14 protein-coding genes are annotated in these 20,074 nt (G+C 52.7%); 3 read left to right on the top strand and 11 right to left on the bottom strand.

The window, feature by feature from the left end:
• Nucleotides 1-26: 26 nt before the first annotated feature.
• From FGI41_RS11365 to FGI41_RS11345, 5 genes are read right to left on the bottom strand one after another with little or no spacing between them, the layout of a single operon-like run.
• Nucleotides 27-1,235, bottom strand: a complete 1,209-nt coding sequence (locus FGI41_RS11365) for a type II secretion system F family protein (protein WP_139490267.1) — start codon at nt 1,233-1,235, stop codon at nt 27-29.
• On the bottom strand, nt 1,236-2,279 hold the full coding sequence (locus FGI41_RS11360; RefSeq protein ID WP_139490266.1) for a type IV pilus twitching motility protein PilT: 1,044 nt from the start codon (nt 2,277-2,279) through the stop codon (nt 1,236-1,238). It abuts the gene before it with no gap.
• A 23-nt stretch (nt 2,280-2,302) separates the two neighbouring features.
• Nucleotides 2,303-3,961: a GspE/PulE family protein gene (locus FGI41_RS11355; protein ID WP_139490265.1), complete on the bottom strand. Its 1,659-nt coding sequence runs from the start codon at nt 3,959-3,961 to the stop codon at nt 2,303-2,305.
• Between the two features lie 35 nt (nt 3,962-3,996).
• The gene (locus tag FGI41_RS11350) at nt 3,997-5,730 is read right to left on the bottom strand and encodes a VanW family protein (protein WP_139490264.1); all 1,734 of its coding nucleotides are present in this window, start codon (nt 5,728-5,730) and stop codon (nt 3,997-3,999) included.
• Between the two features lie 36 nt (nt 5,731-5,766).
• The gene (locus FGI41_RS11345; RefSeq protein ID WP_139490263.1) at nt 5,767-6,972 is read right to left on the bottom strand and encodes a hypothetical protein; all 1,206 of its coding nucleotides are present in this window, start codon (nt 6,970-6,972) and stop codon (nt 5,767-5,769) included.
• A 229-nt stretch (nt 6,973-7,201) separates the two neighbouring features.
• On the opposite strand from FGI41_RS11345, the gene FGI41_RS11340 reads away from it, so the two are divergent.
• The 3 genes from FGI41_RS11340 to FGI41_RS11330 are packed head-to-tail and all read left to right on the top strand — an operon-like array spanning nt 7,202 to nt 10,481.
• Entirely contained in the window at nt 7,202-7,672 is a 471-nt protein-coding gene (locus FGI41_RS11340; RefSeq protein WP_139490262.1) for a prepilin-type N-terminal cleavage/methylation domain-containing protein, read from the top strand.
• Nucleotides 7,673-8,533: a PilW family protein gene (locus FGI41_RS11335; RefSeq protein ID WP_139490261.1), complete on the top strand. Its 861-nt coding sequence runs from the start codon at nt 7,673-7,675 to the stop codon at nt 8,531-8,533.
• A 7-nt stretch (nt 8,534-8,540) separates the two neighbouring features.
• Nucleotides 8,541-10,481, top strand: coding sequence for a pilus assembly PilX N-terminal domain-containing protein (locus FGI41_RS11330; RefSeq protein WP_139490260.1), 1,941 nt, complete (start codon nt 8,541-8,543; stop codon nt 10,479-10,481).
• A 53-nt stretch (nt 10,482-10,534) separates the two neighbouring features.
• Here FGI41_RS11330 and FGI41_RS11325 read toward each other — a convergent pair whose 3' ends face one another.
• The 6 genes from FGI41_RS11325 to FGI41_RS11300 all read right to left on the bottom strand — a co-directional run bounded on the left by FGI41_RS11325 (nt 10,535) and on the right by FGI41_RS11300 (nt 20,062).
• Nucleotides 10,535-11,650: a Ger(x)C family spore germination protein gene (locus tag FGI41_RS11325; protein WP_139490259.1), complete on the bottom strand. Its 1,116-nt coding sequence runs from the start codon at nt 11,648-11,650 to the stop codon at nt 10,535-10,537.
• Complete coding sequence (locus tag FGI41_RS11320) at nt 11,647-12,747, bottom strand: GerAB/ArcD/ProY family transporter (RefSeq protein WP_139490258.1); 1,101 nt, start codon at nt 12,745-12,747, stop codon at nt 11,647-11,649. The genes FGI41_RS11325 and FGI41_RS11320 overlap by 4 nt, the downstream gene beginning before the upstream one ends.
• A complete protein-coding gene (locus FGI41_RS11315) occupies nt 12,744-14,270 on the bottom strand; it encodes a spore germination protein (RefSeq protein WP_139490257.1) in 1,527 nt (508 codons plus the stop codon). The genes FGI41_RS11320 and FGI41_RS11315 overlap by 4 nt, the downstream gene beginning before the upstream one ends.
• Nucleotides 14,271-14,443: 173 nt before the next feature.
• Nucleotides 14,444-17,134 carry an Ig-like domain-containing protein gene (locus FGI41_RS11310; protein WP_139490256.1) on the bottom strand — a complete coding sequence of 897 codons (2,691 nt, stop codon included), beginning with the start codon at nt 17,132-17,134 and terminating at the stop codon, nt 14,444-14,446.
• A gap of 175 nt (nt 17,135-17,309) precedes the next feature.
• Nucleotides 17,310-18,698 (bottom strand): UDP-N-acetylmuramate--L-alanine ligase, encoded by a 1,389-nt coding sequence (murC, locus tag FGI41_RS11305; RefSeq protein ID WP_139490500.1) that lies wholly within the window; start codon nt 18,696-18,698, stop codon nt 17,310-17,312.
• Between the two features lie 2 nt (nt 18,699-18,700).
• A complete protein-coding gene (locus FGI41_RS11300; protein WP_139490255.1) occupies nt 18,701-20,062 on the bottom strand; it encodes a bifunctional folylpolyglutamate synthase/dihydrofolate synthase in 1,362 nt (453 codons plus the stop codon).
• Nucleotides 20,063-20,074: the final 12 nt, after the last annotated feature.

The raw sequence follows: 20,074 nt of genomic DNA, 5'->3' as shown, positions 1-20,074 counted from the left end.
TAATTGCACAGTTGACTTGTTGGTTTTTATTGCACTTTGCTGAAAATCTCAAACATCGGTACCATGATCGCCAAGACGATCACCCCGACCAGAACAGCCAAGATCACGATCATGATCGGTTCAATCAGCGCCTTGATCTGATCGACCGCTGTCTCCACCTCTGCTTCGTAAAAGTCAGCCACCTTGGTCAGCATCAGATCCAGCGAACCGGTTTCCTCCCCTACGGAGAGCATGTGGGAGACGAGCGGCGGGAAGACCCATGTTTTTTTCAGCGGTTCGGAGAGCGAGCGGCCTTGGCGCAGGCTGTCTTGGGCATCGTGAATGGCTTGTCCCATCACCTTGTTACCAACCACCCCCTCCACAATCGTGAGCGCCTGCAAAATCGGCACCGTACTGGCAAACAGAGTCGAGAGGGTACGGGTCATCCGAGCGACCGCGCTTTTTTGCAGAAGCTTGCCGAAGATCGGGAACTTCAAGAGCGCGTAGTCGATAGCATAGCGTCCTTTTGGTGTGTCGGCCGTAATCCGCCAGCCAATAACGATTGCCGCGATCCCCAGCACATAAAGATACCAGGTATCCACCAAGCTGTTGCTCACCGCCATCACCATCCGTGTAATCAGCGGCAGCTCGGCTTGGAATGAAGCAAACATCGTGACGAACGTCGGAACGATATAGGTAAGCAAAAACATCGTCACCGCGACCGCGATCAGACCAACAGTGATCGGATAGGTCATCGCCGCTTTCACCTTTTCTCTGGTGAAATGCGATCTTTCATAAAAGCCTGCCAGACGGTCGAGAATCAGTTCCATGTTACCTGACGCTTCGCCCGCCTTGATCATGCTGATGAACAGTGGATCAAAGATTTTGGGATGCTTGATGCAGGCTTCCGAAAGCTGAATCCCCCGGCGCAGGTCGGTTTCGATCTCACTTAGTGCCTTGCCGAGATTCTTACTTTCGCTCTGCTTAGCCAGAATGCGGATCGAGTCGACCAGCCCGATGCCTGCACGGATCAAGGTAGCGAACTGGCGGAGAAACACAGTGAAATGCTTATGCTTGACCGGACGCCCCAGCACGATTTCTTTGTGCAAAAAAGTGAGCTTCTCTTCCTTGATCGCCGATACCAGCAAGCCCTGCTGCTTCAGCTCGTTGACAGCAACTACCTTGTTCGTGGCAGTGATCTTGCCACGGGTACGGCTTCCGCTTCGTTCCAGTGCTTCATAAGTAAAGGTAGGCATCTAGCTCAACGCCCCCTCCGAAAGATAATCGCGGGCGGAATCTTGGGTGATGATTCCCTTTTGCAGCCATTCCTTGACTGACATCTCCAGCGTGTGCATCCCCTGTTCGCGGCCTGTCTCCATGATGCTGCGGATTTGGTGTACTTTTTCGCTGCGGATCAGGTTGCCGACCGCTGGGGTGTTGACGAGGATTTCCGTTGCGACGACACGACCGCCGCCTACTTTTGGAAGAAGACGCTGGGAGCAGATGCCGAGCAATACGGAGCTAAGCTGCATGCGGATCTGTGGCTGTTGATTTCCCGGGAAAACGTCAATGATCCGATCAATCGTCTGTGGTGCATCCGAGGTATGGAGTGTAGCGAAAACCAGATGCCCCGTCTCCGCAGCCGTAATCGCGGTATGGATCGTCTCCAGATCGCGCATCTCTCCTACGAGGATCACGTCTGGGTCTTGGCGCAGGGAGGAGCGAAGACCGCTTGCGAAGTCCTTGGTATCAAGACCAATCTCGCGCTGATTCACAATCGAGAGCTGGTGCTTGTGGAGATACTCGATCGGGTCTTCCAGCGTCATGATGTGCTTACGCATATTGCAGTTGATGTAATCGATCATCGCGGCCAGTGTCGTAGATTTACCGCTGCCCGTCGGCCCTGTGACCAATAGCAGCCCCTGCGGCTTGTGGCAAAAGCTACGCATCAGATCAGGCAACTGAAGCGTGGCAAGCGGCGGGATGCTGGTTGGAATCACACGGGCGACGATCCCGATACAACCGCGCTGGTGGTAGGCATTGATCCGAAAACGGGAGATCCCTGTGAGTCCGTAGGAAAAGTCCAACTCCCCTTTTTCCTCAAAACGTTCGTACAAATGCTCAGGGATGATCTGTCTCGCCATCGCTTCCGTATCTGCCGGGGTCAATGGTGGGACATCCAGCCGCTTGAGATCACCGTCGATGCGAAAAATCGGCGCGGCAGCCACAGAAATGTGTACATCGGATGCATGCTTGTCAAAAGCGTATTTGAGTAACTTGTTAATATCGACTTGTGTCATATGTCTGCCCCTTCTGCCTGTCCTTATTGGGCGATCGCGATGCGGTAGATTTCTTCGAGCGTGGTCAGTCCTTGTTTGGCCTTGAGTAGCCCATCGTCGAAGAGGAGGATCATCCCGTTTTTCATCGCATGTTTTTTGTATTCGGAGGTTGGTAGATTCTGGGTCATCATCGTGCGCAGCGTATCATCCATCGAAAGCACCTCATGGACAGCGAGCCGTCCGCGATAGCCTGTTAGGGAACAGTTGCCGCAGCCTCGTCCACGGTACAGCGTCTCGATCTTGATGCCCCGCTTGGCGAACAGCTCTTTTTCCTGTTCGGTGGCGGGTACCTCGTGGCGGCAGTCCTTGCAGATGCGGCGGACGAGCCGCTGGGCCAATACACCATTGAGTGAGGATGAGATGAGAAAAGGCGGGATGCCCATGTCGACCAACCGGGTGACAGAGCTGACCGCATCATTGGTATGCAGGGTGGTGAGCACCAGGTGGCCTGTCAAAGCAGCACGGATGGCGATCTCGGCCGTCTCTTGGTCACGAATCTCCCCGACCATGATGATATCCGGGTCTTGACGCAGGATGGAACGGAGCGCCGTGGAGAAGCCCATCCCGATCTGCTCGTTGATCTGCACTTGGTTGATCCCGTCCAGCTGGTACTCGACCGGATCTTCTACCGTAATGATATTGACGCTCTCATCGTTGAGATGATTGAGCACAGCGTAAAGCGTGGTCGATTTACCGCTCCCAGTCGGTCCCGTGACCAGCACGATGCCATTGGGACGGGAGATAGTCTGGGTAAAGGTGCTGTGATTGCGTCGGGTCAGTCCCAGCTGATCCAGCTCCACCTTGGCATTGGACAGGTCGAGCAGACGCATGACGATCTTCTCCCCATAGATGGTCGGGAGTGTAGACAGACGCACATCGATCTCGCGGTACGCCACCGTCATCTGTATCCGGCCGTCCTGGGGAGCGCGCCGTTCAGCGATGTTGAGGTTGGCCATGATTTTGAGCCGGGTCGTCAGCATGTTCATCATATGACGCGGCAGTACACGCTCGGTACGTACCAGACCATCGATACGGTACCGGACACGGATTCCGTCATCCTGCGGGTCAATGTGGATATCACTGGCACGAAGCTGTACCGCCTGATCAAACATCTCGTTGACCAGACGGACAATCGGAGAATCATCGTCTGCGACCCGCACTTCCTCCAAATCGCCTGCTTCCCCGATGCCCTCCATCAGCTCCTTGACCGAGCCTTGCATGCTGTACATGCGGTTGATCGCCCGCTGTACCTCATCACGGGTGGCGATCACGGTATGGATGAGAAAGCCTGTACTCATCCGCAATTCATCGATGGCAAAATAATCAAGCGGGTCAGCCATCGCGACGGTCAGCTTATTGCCCTCTTTTTTCAGGGGGATGAGCACATGGCGGCGGGCCAGCTCCTCCGACACGATGCTGACAAGCGATGCATCCAGCTTGTAGCGGAACAGACTGACGTGCGGAATCCCCAGCTGGAACTCCAGAATCTCGATCAACTGCTGCTCGGTGATATAGCCGCGCTGAAGCAAGTGGTCACCGAGCTTGAGTTTGGATTTTTTCTGTTCGACGAGGGCTTCTTGGAGCTGCTCCTCTGAGATGATCCCGCTCTCGACGAGGATGTCGCCTAGCCTTTTGAGTGCCATGTTGTTGCCTCCTCTCCCCTTGTGGTTCGATTCGTTTAGTTCAGAAATATCACGCCGCTGTCATCTTGGCTACCGATGGGCGGATGGGTTCCTTTAGATGGTGTGGATGGATTACCAGAGTTGGTAGAAGGTCTGGATACTGGGCTGGTGGTAGAATTGGATGTCCCTGTGGAGCCGGTTGATCCATTGGTATGGGGTGATCCCGTTGACCCTTGGGTGTCAGGGGCGGTCGAGCCGTTGGATTCTGCTGATCCAGTCGACGGCCACTCTCCTGTCCCCAGATCAACACCCGTCTGCCCCGGATCGGTCGTACCCGGCTGGATGGTCGAATCGCCGTAGCCAGTGCTTCCCAGTTCATTTTGTCCATTGGATGATCCTACCGCGACAATCTGGTGTACGGGTGGATAGTAGTTGTCCGAGACGAGTGTTTTGACCCATGTGCCGTTTCCTGCCAGATGTGTGGCATAGACCTTTACCCGCAAACCAGGCTTGCCAACCTGTACCATTTTTTCCTGCAAGGCGGCTAATGTCCGATCCGGTCGCAGCAGGATGTCAGGTGCCAGTACCTGCTTCTCTCCATTCGTCAGGGTCAGCTTCGGCTGATCGGATCTGGCACCGAAAATCGCAACCCGCAGTTGGTTATGGGTCACAGCGGCATGGATGTAGATCGGCTTGCTGCTTGGATTGTAGAGGCGCAAGTCAAATCCGTCACCATTGACAAACGCCTCCCATCCCTCTGGCAAAAACGTAACCGGACGCTTGTTGTTGTGCCGCTCCAGAATGGACGCACGGCTTTGCAATGCCGCTGTGTACAGGCTGGAGGCGACCTGTGTCACGCCGCCTGAGAGACCGTCTTGGATCTCATCGTCTTCGAGCAGACGGACTGGAGCATAGCCCTCACCTGTCGTGTATGGCCCCGTTTTTTCGTAAAAAGAAAATTCGCTCTGTGCCGCAATCAACGTACCGTCCAACCGCTTGGCAGCCTCTACTGCATTGTGTAAACGCTGGCGGATGCTCGGATCAATCTGTGTGACCTGTTCGGCGAGCATCGTATCAATCCCGCCAAAATCCTCCGTCTTCACATCCGGCTCTTCACGGATGACAGACACCGGCACTTCAAGCGGCTGACTCGGATAGGAAGTGATCAGTTTTTCTTTGAGTAGCTCTGTGGTCTGCATCACCTGCACCCGGTAGCCTGTCTGATGCGGTTGAACCGAGATCGATTCCCCCGTGACGCTGGCTGTCGCGGATCGGGCTGGCTGTTTCATCTCTTCGGCCAACTCTTCGACGAGATTGGTTAACACGGATTCGTCATAGTGAATGACCAGGGGAATGTTCAACGGTGGTGTACGGCCCATCCACTCATTCCACCACTTGGCGATGCCAACCGCCCCATCTGTTGCTTCGACAGCTGCTTGGATGGTCGCTTTGGCATCAACTTGTATATGCAATTTTTCCCTTTCCATCACAACCTGCTGTTCATCTGCGTGAAACGTGATCGTAGTCTCGGCAGAATCCTTCTCAAGCAGACGGTTCAATCGCTTCTCTGCTTCCTCTGGCGAAAGATTGCCAAACGGAAGTCCCGCAATCGTCAGTGACGGATGAAGCAGCTGCTCCTGCTGACCGCGCCAGCTGCCAGACAGTGTAAGAGATAGCGCCGTAATCACGAGCAGCTGCAGGGCGAACCAGAAAAAGAGACGGGTGAAACTGAGTGGGCGTTGTTGGGCGATTTCGTCGATGTGGGTGGGTTGGTGGGATTGTTCGTACACGGTACATTCCCCCCTTTCGTCTATGGATTGGGTTGGTTACTTCTTCTCTTCTACGTCTACCAGGCGCCATTCGTCTGGGATTTGCAGGTCGAGCGGGGCTGGGGTTGTTTTCGCTGATGGGCGGACAGACGGTTGGTGTTCGGACAACTCTTCCGATGACTGCTCAGATACGGAGTGTTGGTGTTGTGGCAAGGTTGGCTTATTCACCTGTTCTTCTAGTTGCTCCCTCTGCCCTTGTTGCCCTACTTCTTCTACAAGGAATGCTTGATCAGTAAATCCTGCGAGCTTAGCATCAGGCAGTTCATCCGGTGTGGTGTTGGCCCATGTCTCGATATCGGTCGGGTAAAAGAATCCCGCTTCCGCCAGGCCGGATGAGCTGTTAGATGGAGTCTGGCTGCTAATCAAATCCTGGTCAACCAGCTCTTGGTCGAAATCTTCATCCATAGAAAAATCATAGAGAATCGTCGGCTCGCTGGCTTCCTCTTCTTTATGAGTTTCAAGCAGGATGTCTTCTTGCGGGAGAAAACGAGGCTGGTCCTCGTGGCTCATCTCAAATCCGAATGGTTCGTCATCTAGCTTCACTTCCCTCGGATGATCGATGTTCTGATCTGGTTGATCCCATACGTTCTCTTGTTCAAAACGGGCTTTCTCTGCGGAGGTAAGATCGATTAGCTCCCACGCAGGTGATTGGTCTGGTTCTGTTCTGTTGAGCTCATGCGGGTCTGTGGTCTCTTCCTCTGGATTCATCCGTTCAAAAGATGGCATCGGCACGTCCTCTGCATGATTGACGCCAGACGATTCATCCATGAAAGATGGTTCGAAAACCGGATCAGCTTTGGTGACAGCATCCGTTTTGGTGGCCGTATCAGGCTCTGCAGCAACCTCCGCAGTAACCGCCGCCTCAGCCATTGCTGCCATGACCTCCGCTCGCACGCGCTTTTTCCGTTTGCTTGCCTCGTACCTCTCCGCTTCCCGCTTTTCTGCCTCCCGTTCGTTCTGCCGTGATACCCACCGCTTCACGATTCCAGCAGAGAATAACGCCGTGATACCCAGCAAGACGATGACACCTGCGTCACCGATCATCGGCAGCATGACAGGCACACTGGCCCCAAGCAATAGATGCAGGCCGAACGCGACACGAATCCCGCCCCGATTTATACGTAACAAGCGGCGTCCCGCCAACCCAACGACCAATGTCAGGCCGAAGTAGAATATGTAGTATCCAGTCGTTCCAGTCAGCATCAGGGATCACCGCCTTTTCATTGGTTATCGGTCTATATAATACTTAACGGAATATGTTTCGATAAAATTAAACAAAATCCTCTAAAATTTAATAGTTCCCTACTTTTTCCTTATTGTACATAGGTTTGACAGTCGTACTTATTCCCCAACCATTGCCATTGATCCAAATATTTTATTGAGTAATAAAGTACAGTACAATAAGACAATCAGAACATGCGGAGGTCTCATCATGACACGGCTGACATACAGAACCCTCATCCATAACCAAAAAGGCCTGTCCCTCTTAGAAGTGGTCGCCGCCCTCTTGATCCTCTCGATTGCGCTCTTGATCATGAGTCATTTTTTGATCCGTTCGTTCGAGCAATCCAGTGGACAGGATGAGCAGCAGATCGCGATGAACCTCGCACGTCAGACGGCAGAGCAATGGAAGCAGGACACAGATGCTTACCGCCAATTGCAAAAAGAGCTCGCTTCGTCAACCAGCTCCCACGACATCACCCTAGCCGATGTGACGATCAATGAGCGCACCTACCGCCAGACGGTAACCATTCAGCGATTCGCCACAGCCAACACAGGTACGGAGAACAACCCGATGATCCTCCTCACTGTCACCATCCACTCCGATGCCAACCAAGAGCTGGCCCGCCTGAGTACAGCGGTAGCCAATCCCGAAATCGCCCGGATCGGAGGCGGGAGCTAAATGCGCAACAGGATCAGAGAAACCGTGTTACGGCTGCAAAATAAAATCCCACGAATAGCCACCCGACTACCAGCCATCATCCGACTCTATGAAAAAAACCGCACTCTTCTGCATAACCAGCGCGGTTACACCATGGTTGAACTGCTTGCAGCCTGCGTTATTTTTCTCGCGGTATTACTCCCTCTGTCATCCGTCTATGTCAATGGATTGGATCAGTACGCGAAGACCTCTATGCAGACGACACTGCGGAATGAAACCGATTTTATGATCGGGGAAATGATGCGGCATATCCAAGAGGCCTCCTACGTTGAACTTGAACAGGAGCAGAACCCTGTTGAACGGGAGAAGCTTGTCCGGTTGTTCCAGCAGGCGGGGCTGATCGGTTCATCCGCGGATGAGAGCGAATCCGGCACTACTTCGGCAGATCCGACTGGGTCATCCGATTCATCCGCTCCATCTCCACTCGACCCGTCCCGTTACAGCACACGCCTCTGGCTGTACGACAAGTCGCTTACTTTTTCCGCCGGACGTACCACCTCCCAAGTGACCCGGACGAGCTATACCTTCTCCTGTGATCCTTGTGAAAAGGGACTCGGTCAGCCTCCCCGGCAGGATGGATACATCCTGCATGGACTTTTTGAGGTGCAATCTCCTCGCCGTGCCGTGCTTTATCTGCTGGTGGCGCACAAGGATGACGACTCCGTCCATCAGTTGGATCGGATGGGTCATCCGACCGAGTTCACCGACCTGTACGAACTTGCTGCTGAAGCGGACCGTCTCTATCAATCAGGTGAACGTCTGGAGCACATCCGGCTGATCCGTACCGAAATAAATATTCCGCCACACGGACAACAGGGGTGATTGACACATGCGACCGAAACTGCACATGCAATATGGACGTTATCTGCAAAATGAGCGGGGGGCTGCACTCGTCGTCACCCTGTTTATCCTTGCATTGTTTTTGATGCTGTCGATCTCCATCGCCTACATGACGATGCAGAGCGCGAAGCAGCGGGCTTTTGCAGACGATGAGATTCAGGGAAAAATGCTGGCTGACATGGGATTGACCTACCTGCGCGAGCATTTGGAAGGACAGCTGGCAAGCCCGTTTGATCCGTCCAGCCCCGTCCCATCCGATATTGACGAACCAGATGTCAGTCAGGATGGCATCCAAGCGATAGTGGAGCAAGTGGCCGGTGACCATGCTTCTCCCCGTATCACCGATGTGCGCGGGGCTGACGGTGAGCTGTTGGGCCGTTTTGCGATCAGCTATCGGGTGGCAGATGATCCACAGATTGGGCGGCGGATTCCGTACACTTCTGAGACGAGTGCTTCTGGTCAGAGCCAGCCGTATCTTTTGCCATTGGTAGTGACCGTGACCGGGATTCCTGCCAAGCAGTCAGAGCTATCAGAACGGATCAACCGCCGGGTGCAGCTGGATGCGACGGTGTATGTCAATACGATTCCCGCTCCTTTTCACCATGCCATCAATACAGCGGGTGAGCTGCGGCTGTTCGGTGGGAGCAATATCATCGGCAATGTCAGCGCCCAAAAAATCGTGGTAAGTGATCAGTACCGCTACAGCGAGTGGACACAGGGAAGCGACAGGGAGCCAAGCTGGAACACAGATGGAAGCGGGTCGGAAGCGTATCCGTATGTGGAGGGAACCGTGTTTCTTCCATATAATGGGCAGGTGTACCGCTTGCAGCAGTTCGACCAGCCGGTGCAGGCTCCACACGCAGAAGATACGCACACGGATCAGCCGTACTTGACTGCGTTGTCTATTAGTGAACAGGCGCGTTACTTCACAGCCCGGACAGACAAGCCTGAATACAGCGACGATCAAAATGCCTTTGTATTGAGCGCCAATCCTCTCACGCCGTACATTCCCGGCTACGAGACGCCATTGGTTCAGCGGACGGTGAATGCGGCCCAGACGTTGATGCTGGGGAATGGACAATCGGTTGGGCAGTTTGTACGCAGCCGGTTGGCGCAGACGGATGCGGGTACGACCTCTGGCCGCACTACCTCCATCCACGTCGGTCAGACCGAAGCCGTCCAGTTTGAGACTCAAGCCGACCCTGCACGCAATGAGGGATTCATCCCCACACCGACGATCCCTACTGGAACCAACCGCCTTATCATCCGCTCCGCTTACACCGAGCTGACCGATACGGTGAACCTGACTGCTCGCCTGACGGGAAATGCCTTGCCATCCAGCCTGCATGAGATCTACATCGGGCCTGACCGCTCTGCCGATGGAGAAGCAGTTGCGATGGTAGAGATGGGTCGCCAAGGTTCGTTTGATCAGGATCAGACGGGTGGAGATGCAGATTCGGGCGATCCATTCACATTTAACGGAACGATTTATATCAAAGGAAACCTCGATATCGTCGGGGATATCCATATCAACGGGACAATCTATGTGGACGGCGATGTAGTGATCCGCGAGATTGAGAATCTGTCTGACAAAAACCTCGCCATCATCGCATCTGGGTCGATCAGCTTGACAAGCCGTAATAAGGATCGGACCGATTGGCAGAAGATTCCCGCCTTGCAGGCGTTTTTGTATTCGGATCAGGCGATGGAGATTTATTCGATTCGTTCATTCAACCGGATTACCGGGGGGATCGCCACGGGTGGAGCTTTTCTTGAGCTGGATACGAAGCGAGAGCTGCTGGCTTCGGGGGATGATCCAGTTTCACGGTTTACGATTCAGTTTGACCGGGGGATTTTTGCGGATGAGACACCGGGATTGCCTGCGGGGGATCGGTTTTATGTGGATGTGTATGATGTGAGGTATGAGTAAGAGACCGTTTTGCCCCAAAATCTTTTGGGCAGACGGTCTCTTTTTTTTTCGCTCTATTTTGTCGTTCCCATTGAAGTAATGACAGTCTTCACCTTCACGTTGACATCAGCCTTTGATAACGCTTCTCCCCATTTGTTCTGAACTGGCTTGTAGTGATCATATTGATAGGCACGCGCGTGTATGCCAAGCCCGATTGGATCGATTTTCGCTGCTTGAATTTTGCCGATGAATTTCTTGAACCTTTTTTCAAATTCCCGCTCCATCTCCCGCTCCAGTTTGTCTCCCTCTTTTAAGATATCGAGTGGGAAAAATCGTTCTGTCAGAGCAACTCTCATGTCTACAGCAATATCGAATGTGAACTTGTCATCCTGATAGCCTGTCTTCGTCTTGACCGAGATGCTACCGGCGGAAAAACTGTATGCATCGTCAGGGAAAATCTCCCCCTTTGGCCGATTCGCATCTCGAAAGGTGAACGAAAACTCCCCTTTTATATTGTTCTGCAAAATGTGAAGCAGCTTGTTCTCGTCTGGACCAATGGAGAGCTTGTATCTTCCTAATTCATCTAGCAGCGCCGTTCCGGTAACGAGGATTTTCCCATCTTTGCGCAGTTCCGTCACGCTTGCGGTAATTCCGTTTTCATAGTTGTCCCGCCGCAGATCCTCCAGTGTTATTTTCACGTTCATATTGCGGAGGTTGTCTTTATCAATCAATTTGGCCAGGTACAGTGACAGTCGAGGTTTATCCTTTGGTTGCAGCGTAATGATTTGATGGGCAATTCCATCAACCATCACGATCCTCGCATTCACCGTGTTTTTGGCGTCCCGCAAAAACGGCTCCAGCAGCTTAAACCAGCCCTGATGCTCCATCACGCGCTTTCCGATCAAGACCGCCTGAGTTTTCCCGCCAGTCGTTAAGGCAAGGAACGTTTTATCCACTTCTTCTCTCGATTCCCGCAGGGTATACGCCTTGGTGATGTATACCTCTTCCTTAACTTTTGCTTCTTCACTAAAAACCGGGCTGGATATCGAAAGAACTAAGTTGTTCTTTTCGTCCAGATCGATGCCGACGAGCAGGGCCAAAGAGACCTCTTCGATAATAATCCGATCCATACACCCTGTCGTAAACGATATCAATGTCAGTGATAAGAGGAGAGGCAGTATTTTTCTCATCTGGTTTTCACCCTGTGGAACCTTTCAAACCCGCGGATATAGAGATACAACCCGACAGGCAGGACATACAAGACAACGGTTCCGAGATAGCTTAGCGTTGTTTGCCATTCATCAGCGATATTCCATGTCGGCTTCACCACATAGATAACCGCAATCGCCAGTAAAAAATAGAGAGCGGCGTGTGAGGTGTGATCCTGTTTATTAAGCAAGCGGCTCGTGGAGTAAACCGTGCAGTAGATGAAGATCATCCAGCACTTGGAGACCACAAATAAATAAAGAGACAGAAAAATCATGTCGAACCGCTCCAGAAAACGAAACTCGATATTCTTAAGCAAGCTCAACACCGGTTGGTTCACCGATGTAATTCCATCAGGAGTGAAAAACAAAAAGGAAACGAGGGTCACGTACAAATAATAGAGCATCGTCAAGCTATTTCCGATTAAAAAACCGTGTATCGCATATTGCTTCTTTTGCAAAAATGGATAAATGAAAAAGACGACCTCTATTCCTGTATAGGCAAAAATGGTCTTCGGTACCCCCTGAATGACGGGTCCCCACCCTTCCTTGAACAAGGGGAGCAGATGAAGCACATTCCAACTATCCATAGAGAATAGTAAAAAAAACGGCATCCATAGCATCATAAAAAAGGAGAGGACAACATATCGGGCCTGTATGCGTAATCCATTGCGAACGATAAGAAAGCTCGGTATGGCAAAGAGCAGGATGATCACATATTCCGGCGTTTTCGGCAAAAACCATGCTTTGATATAGAGCATCGTATTCGTCATAATATCAATTCCAAAAAAACCGAAATAGCATATTAACGGAAAGATCAGCAGTTTCCCAAACCATTTTCCAAACAAGTAGTTGAATAAATCTATGATCGTAAAGTCGGGATACTTCCTGGCCGACAGCAGCATGAGCGTACCCGCCAAACAATTGATCGCCCAGGCTATAATGATGCACATCCATCCGTCTGTTCCGCTCGTCTCCGCAAGTTGCCTCGGAAGGGAGAGAATCCCGGTTCCCACTTGGGCTCCATGGACCAGCAGAATATACTGCATCAAGGTGATTTCGTTCATCGCATACGTTCTCATCGTTGATCCCCTCTTGGGCGTTCTCGACGCATTCGGATTTTTTGGATCGGTCTGGTGCTGGTCGGGCGCCTAAACATGGTCCATAAAGGCAACCGAACGAACGTATCTTTCATATCAACCAGACGCAGCGGCGCCAATGGACTGCCGTAAGGGGTTCCGAGCGACTCCAAAGCGACCAGATGGCCCACCAAGGTCATGCATCCGATCACGATTCCGACAATCCCAAACAGCGAAGCCATCAACATCATCGGAAAACGTAACAATCGGACAGCCGTACCCATGTCGTAGCTGGGAAAAATGAAGGAGGCAATGGCAGTCGATGCGACCACAATTACCATGATGTTGCTGACAATCCCCGCTTGAACAGCTGCCTGACCGACGACGATGCCGCCGACGATCCCGATCGTCTGTCCGACTGGTGCAGGAAGACGGATTCCGGCCTCCCGCATCATTTCAATCATAATTTCCATCATCAAGGCTTCTATTAGTGGTGGAAACGGTACCCGCGCCCTCGATTCAGCGACCGACAGGAACAATTGAATCGGTATCACTTCATAATTATAAGAAATGAACGCGATATAGGTCGCAGGTAACAGTAATGCAATGAACAATGCGATAAACCGAAGAAGACGAATAAAGGATGTGACTAACCAGCGTGTGCTGTAGTCATCCACACTTTGCAAAAAAGAGGTGAACGTGGCTGGAGCGATGATGACACTGGGTGAACGGTCGACGATCACAACGAAACGCCCTGCCAGCAATTGGGATGCCGCTGAGTCTGGACGCTCTGTCATGATGAACTGGGGAAACGGAGAAAACGGGTTATCTTCAATGAACTCAGCTAATTCCCCTGTGTTGATCACCGCATCCACATCGACTTTACTCAATCGTGTCTCCAGTTCCTGAAGCACTTCGGGATGGGCGATATCTTCCAGGTACAGAATCCACACGTTCGTTTTCCCGCGCCGCCCTATTTTTTGTTCCGAGATTCGTAGATTGAGGTTGGGAATGTACCGGCGAATGAGTGAAATATTTTGCATCCCGGTTTCCACAAAGCCTTGATGCCCGCCTTTTAGCGAGCTTTCCAGTTGTGGGTCCTCGATGCCGCGTTGAGGCCAGCCTTTTGTATCGTAGGCCGTTACCTCCTGCTGCCCGTCAAGGAACAATAGGCTTTCTCCCTGCAAAATAGCGTTTTCCACATCGCTCCACGTCGTTAGGATTCGACACCCACTGATCGTGGGGAGCGAGATATCTTTCTGCACTTCCTGGGTGCCGTACATCAGTGGGCGCAGAATGTGGCTGTTCAGTGAGTTCTTATCCGATAAACCGTCCAAGAACACGAGAGCACCCGGTGTCCCATGTGGAGCTGTGTCAAACTGGAAAATGGTCAAGTCTGGTGCAGCAGGAAATGATCGTTTGACTTCCTCGATATTTTGAGCCAAAGCCTGATGAATCGGACGGTCTTCCTCAGCCTGATTGTGCGGTTGGTCAGTGGCAGCCGATTTTTTATCGAAAAAGCGCATGATCATGATCCCCCCAGTCCTACGGTTCCTTCTTTACTTAATTTGGGTAGATAATGGGTATTTATGCATGATGAAACAGGTTAAGCCAGTATTCACTTTAGGTGGGGGGCTTGCTGTACGTGAAACAAAAAAACTGTAGGGGTTGATCATCCCTACAGTTTTTTCTTATTGCGCTATTCCATTGTATTCTTCGCCTGCACCCTCACAATCGTATCATCCACCAATGTCTTCGTTCTCAGCTTTTCTCCCTTCACATTGTAAATCTCAATCGTCGCGGAAACGCTGATGCGGTAGTTGGTAGACTGACCTGTGCTGGATTTGAGCAGCACGTTGGACTTACCAGTTGACAGTGAAATGGCTTGAGTCAGCGGTTTGCTGGTACCTGACGCGGCACCGACCTTGCTGATCGTATAAGCAGATGCGATGACACGGACACGCTCGGTGTTAAAGTTACCAAAGCCGATCACGACTTGGCTTGCGCGGTTCTCCTGACTGCTGCCGATCGGGCGGGCATACAGGTATGGATCATCCAGCAGGTCACCATCTGGGCCTGGTGTGTTGGCAGTACCTGTGCCCGGATTGGCGCTCCCAGAACCATTTCCATTCCCTGTACCCGTCGTCGGCGGTTGGATCACGATGGTTTTGACTGTGGTGACATCTGGTGAACCCGCTCCAGTCGAGCCGGAACCGCCAGCAGAGCCCGAACCAGTTGTCCCAGATGAGTCACTCCCCGGTGTGACCGCCTTGACTTGCACCTCGGTTGGCACCAATCTGCCGTTTTCATCTTTTCGGAACGGCACCACAAAAATCTCCTGTGAAAAATTCCCCGGATTATCCGCCCCACCCAGGGTAATCGGTATCCATTTTTGCTCCGCTGGGGAGTAGTACGACCACTGGGTTTGGGTTGAGACAGTAGATGGGTTCGTGGTAATCTGCACGATCGCCTCATCGACATAGGTCTCTTGCTGGATCAATCTGAAGTCCGGCAGTGTCTGTCCGATCGTGACACGATAGACGACGGTCTCGTTCTGACCTGTATATCTGCTGTCCCCGTTAAAATCCTGCAGCATCGCCACCCAGATGACTGTTGCACCTGATGGGTTCAGGGGGATATCACCTGTACTTGGTGGAGTGAACACGTTCCATCGGGTTGAATCACTCACCTTTCCATCTGCTGGCTGATAGATCCAACCGTATTGGACGTCTGGTATGAGACGGGATCGGTCGGCAGGTGGTGTAACCGTGATTGCGCCAAGTGGCTTCTCGCCTGATTGGGTGAGCCGGCCTGTGGCTTGGAACGTGGACAATGGATTGACGATCAGCTGCTCTCTAACCACGTCGGATGGGTATCCGTATTTGTTGGTGATCTGTGCTTCGAGCGGTACCTTGCCGGTGAATGGGCCGCCGTACGTATCCGCATTGACATCCACGATGAATTGATACGCCCGTGCCACCTTGCCGTTGTCCAACGGGGTGGTGGAGGTCAATCGGATGTCTGTTACATGGACGGGCTGACCGTTTACTTTTACCAACAGAGTAGACGGTGGTTCGAATGCATGGTACGACATGACGATGGTGATTGTCGCCTGTTCGGGATACATCGCGTTCCAGCCGTTGTGGGCTCCAAGGCTTACTTGTGGTTGGGATGTGACGATTACCTGACAGGTGTCGGTGTATGGTTTTCCGTTCGTATCGGTTTCTGCCGTTTCGACTTTTACCGTGGTGACACCTGGTTTCACCGCTTTGACCATACCGTTTTGATCCACCTGTGCGATGGATGGGTCAAGGGATGACCAACGTACAGCTGGGTTGTCCGTATCTCCGGGAGATACAGTGGCTTGCAGCCTGCCTTGGCTGCGGTCCGGATGATCCAGATAGAGGATCAGCTGGGTTTGATCCAGTTGCACGCCTGTCAATGGGATTTGAACGTTCAGGGTCAAATTGTTGAAAGTGCCAGTCTGAGCCTGTCCGTAGATGTCACGGTATTGTAGCGTGGCATTCTGCAGCTTGTGCTCGCCCTTGGTCTTCGCCTTGACCGTCACGCTGAAGCTGACTGGACTCGCCTGATACGTATCGCCGATGCGGGTATAGCTGATCGGTGGCAGAGTTGCGGTAATCTTGCCTTGATTGAGACGAATCTGAGCGTTGGAATTCATCGCATCCGTGCTGACGATCTCCAAGTCTGCTGAAATCGTCTCCGTGAAGGTGAAGTCGGTAAGCTTGAGGTTCAGCCCTTTTGCGTACTCTTTGAACACTCCCACCACGGTTGCTGTGGCATTGTCGTAGGTTAAGGTAAATGTGGCAAACCCAAGTGCGGTGATGTAGTCCCGCCCTTTATCCACTTCATCAGGGTCAGCCAGCGGGAGCGTGATCTCACGGGTCCCTGCGCGGTAGAGCGCAAGCAGGCTCTCGTTGACTTCTTTGGTGACATTCCCCGGTTTGGTCAGGAGCATGTCCCCTATTGTTACAGGCTGTTGGTAGCCGTTCATAATTACACTGTGAAAATCCCGGTTGCCGCCGTTGCCTTCGAGGGTAAGCCCACCACGGTTGCCATGGTCTTTGCGATCCTCGGTAAAAGGGTACACCGCTCCAACCACATACGTCTCATTGGGCATCCAGATCGGACGGATTCCTGTTATCGGTTGTGCGGCAGTCGCCTTCTGTGCGACCGGGGTCAGTGTGTACGTGATCGTGGTCGTCTCTTGACCCAGCTTGATCGAATTCTTGGACAGGGTACGGGTCAATGCCAGCGGTTCATCACCCAAGACGCCCCCCACTGCTGTACTTCCATCGCCGTCTGCAAAGGCTTGTCCCAGCCGAAAGCCGCTTCCTTGTAAAACGGTCATCAAAACCAGTTGTATCATCAGCAACGAACTTATCCATTTGCGAAGTGTCCGCAAATTTGACCAACTCCATTTCCCAGCCTAGGTTGTTGATTCTAGTAGTTATATCAATTATATTCCCGCTGGCAATTAAAAGCCAAACAAAAAAACCCGCCCATTCGTTCAGGCGGGTTTCTTCCTATTCATAGGGACGAAACTAGCACGATTTCGCCAGTTTTTCCACAATCCAATACGCAGATTTCCAGATGTCACCAGCACCCATGGTCAGCACCAGGTCACCCGGCTTCAGCTCGGTGAGGACGGTCTCCTGCACCTCTTCTTTGGTCGGGATGTATCTGGCTTTGGCATGGCTGTTCTGGCGGATTTTTTCCACCAGGACTTGGGAGTTAACACCTTCGATTCTTTGTTCCCCGGCTGGAGAATAGATGTCGGTGATGATCACTTCATCTGCCTCGGCGAACGCACGGCTGAATTCATCCATCAGGAAGAACGTGCGTGTGTAGCGCTGTGGCTGGAAGATCGCAATGACGCGGCGGCCGCAGGCACGGGCACCGTTGAGCGTCGCCATGATCTCGGTCGGATGATGTGCATAGTCATCGACAACCAAGACATCGCGCTCTTCGCCAATCACTTGGAAACGGCGCTTCGCCCCACGGAAGGTGCCAAGTGCATCTGCCAAACGGTCAAACGAGACTCCTGCCTCCAGACCGACGATCAAGGCAGCCAGCGAGTTCGCTACATTGTGTTTACCAGGGACATGGAGCTTCACTTCGCCCAGCGGTTGATCCTTGTGCCACACTTTGTAGGTGGTGACACGGTCGCCTTCGACGATATCGGTCGCTTTGAAGTCAGCCTCTCCCTGATAAGCCGGGTCGATCGCGTAGGTCACGAGGCTGCGGTCGATCTTCGGCAGAAGCTCGCGCACCACGCTGTCATCGATGCAGACAACAGCCTTGCCGTCTTGCTTGAGGTGGCTGAGGAACTCGACATATGCTTTTTTGAGATTTTCAAAATCGCCGTCGAAGTGCTCCAGATGATCCGGCTCGATGTTGGTCACAATCGCATACGACGGATAGTACTCCAGGAAGGAGCCGTCGGACTCGTCTGCTTCCGCCACGACGAAATCACCTTGACCTGCCTTGGCATTGGTCCCGGCATTCACCAGCTCGCCGCCGATGATGTAAGTCGGGTCTACACCGGATTCTTCTAAGATATGGGCAAGCATGGAGGTGGTGGTCGTCTTGCCGTGTGCGCCGGCGACGGCCACCCCTGTGCGTTCATTCAAAATTTTGGCCAGCATCTGGGAGCGATGCAAAAGTGGAATCCCTTGGGCTTCTGCTGCTGCAATCTCCGGATTCTCCTTGGAAATGCTGGTGGAGTACACCACGATATCGGCCCCTGCGATTTGACTCGCTTCGTGGCCGATCATGACGGTGGCGCCGCGTTCAATCAGTTTTTTTGCCAGATCATTCATGGCGACGTCGGAACCCGTAACCCGATATCCCAGGTCAACGAGCACACGGGCGATGGCGCTCATGCCATATCCGCCAATCCCGACAAAGTGGACGTGCTGAAGCTGTTCCACCATTATTCACCTGCCTCATGTAAGTGGATAGGAAATACTGCGCGCACCTGGGCAATAAAGTAGAGCGAACCGCAGATGATGAGCACATCATCCTGGTTCTCTTCTTTGCTGATCCATTCACGCACAAACGAGCTCCAATCTTCTACTTTGGTAAGCCGATTGGAGTCTACACCGCTCGCGCAAAACGCATCAAATAGCGTATCGGCCGAAGCAGCCCGTGGAAAATCAAAGCTAGTCAGATAGATGTTCGGTATATCTATTTCTGCCTTTTGCCAAACCGATGCCATGCGGGAAAGTGGTTTGTCACCCAGTGCCGCAACAAACAGGTGAACGCGGGAGTGGCCTGCGACGAGCGACGGCAAGCTTTTGACAAGTGCCTCCATGCCCTCGGTGTTGTGTGCTCCATCAAGAATCACCAAAGGCTTCTGGTTCACGACCTCCAGACGTCCGAGCCAGCGGGTCTTACGCATCCCGCGCGCCAGCTCTTCTTCCTCATAAAAATAGGCGTAGAACTCACGCAAGACATCCAGCACCATCATGGCAACAGACGCATTCACAATCTGGTGTGCGCCCAACATGCCTACATCATATGCGGCATCATGACGTCTGAACACACTGCGGTACGTGAAGCTCTGTCCTTCTGGTCCGGCTGATCCCTGCGGTGTTGCGGTAAAGTCACGTCCATATTGATAGATGGTACTGCGGGTGGCTTTGGCCGCCTGTTCGATTACACTGCGTGCCTCTTCTGTCATCTCACCGATGACAACAGGGGTACCAGACTTGATGATGCCCGCTTTTTCCGCTGCGATCTGGGCGATGGTGTCGCCCAGCACATCGGTATGATCCAGCCCCACATTCGTGATGACCGAGACGAGCGGGAAGACGACATTGGTCGAATCCAGCCGTCCTCCAAGCCCAGTCTCCCACACCACCACAGACGGGCGTGTGCGGACAAAATACAAAATCGCCAAGAGTGTAATCACTTCAAACTCAGTCGGGGAGCCTACGCCTGACTCTTCCGCGCAGCGCTCCACCAACGGTCTGATTTCACTGACAAGCTGACTCAAATCCTCCCGTGGGATCATCTGGTCATTGTAGCGAATCCGTTCACGGAAATCGGTGATATAGGGGGATGTGAATGTCCCGACGCTATAGCCTGCCTCCATCAGTGTGGTGGTCAGATAGGCGCAGGTCGAGCCTTTGCCATTCGTCCCGGCCACGTGAATAAAAGTAAGGGTTCGCTCGGGATGCCCCAATTCACCCAGCATCCACTGCATACGCTCAAGTCCCGGATTTTGCCCGAAGCGCAACAGTCCGTGCAACCAATCCAATGCTTCTTCATAGGTTACCGTTGTCTCTGCCATATTCCCGTTTGA

The organism is Brevibacillus dissolubilis (genome assembly GCF_006170445.1).
In the GTDB taxonomy this organism is placed as follows: Bacteria; Bacillota; Bacilli; order Brevibacillales; family Brevibacillaceae; genus Brevibacillus_B; species Brevibacillus_B dissolubilis.
The sequence above is the reverse complement of the archived record's forward strand: the minus strand, read 5'-3'. Positions and strand labels throughout refer to the sequence as shown.

Bases quoted from the DNA above. Each gene is read 5' to 3' on its own strand.
- FGI41_RS11365 (WP_139490267.1), bottom strand. From the start codon at position 1,235: ATGCCTACCTTTACTTATGAAGCACTGGAACGAAGCGGAAGCCGTACC.
- FGI41_RS11360 (WP_139490266.1), bottom strand. From the start codon at position 2,279: ATGACACAAGTCGATATTAACAAGTTACTCAAATACGCTTTTGACAAG.
- FGI41_RS11355 (WP_139490265.1), bottom strand. From the start codon at position 3,961: ATGGCACTCAAAAGGCTAGGCGACATCCTCGTCGAGAGCGGGATCATC.
- FGI41_RS11345 (WP_139490263.1), bottom strand. From the start codon at position 6,972: ATGCTGACTGGAACGACTGGATACTACATATTCTACTTCGGCCTGACA.
- FGI41_RS11340 (WP_139490262.1), top strand. From the start codon at position 7,202: ATGACACGGCTGACATACAGAACCCTCATCCATAACCAAAAAGGCCTG.
- FGI41_RS11335 (WP_139490261.1), top strand. From the start codon at position 7,673: ATGCGCAACAGGATCAGAGAAACCGTGTTACGGCTGCAAAATAAAATC.
- FGI41_RS11330 (WP_139490260.1), top strand. From the start codon at position 8,541: ATGCGACCGAAACTGCACATGCAATATGGACGTTATCTGCAAAATGAG.
- FGI41_RS11325 (WP_139490259.1), bottom strand. From the start codon at position 11,650: ATGAGAAAAATACTGCCTCTCCTCTTATCACTGACATTGATATCGTTT.
- FGI41_RS11320 (WP_139490258.1), bottom strand. From the start codon at position 12,747: ATGAGAACGTATGCGATGAACGAAATCACCTTGATGCAGTATATTCTG.
- FGI41_RS11315 (WP_139490257.1), bottom strand. From the start codon at position 14,270: ATGCGCTTTTTCGATAAAAAATCGGCTGCCACTGACCAACCGCACAAT.
- FGI41_RS11310 (WP_139490256.1), bottom strand. From the start codon at position 17,134: ATGATACAACTGGTTTTGATGACCGTTTTACAAGGAAGCGGCTTTCGG.
- FGI41_RS11300 (WP_139490255.1), bottom strand. From the start codon at position 20,062: ATGGCAGAGACAACGGTAACCTATGAAGAAGCATTGGATTGGTTGCAC.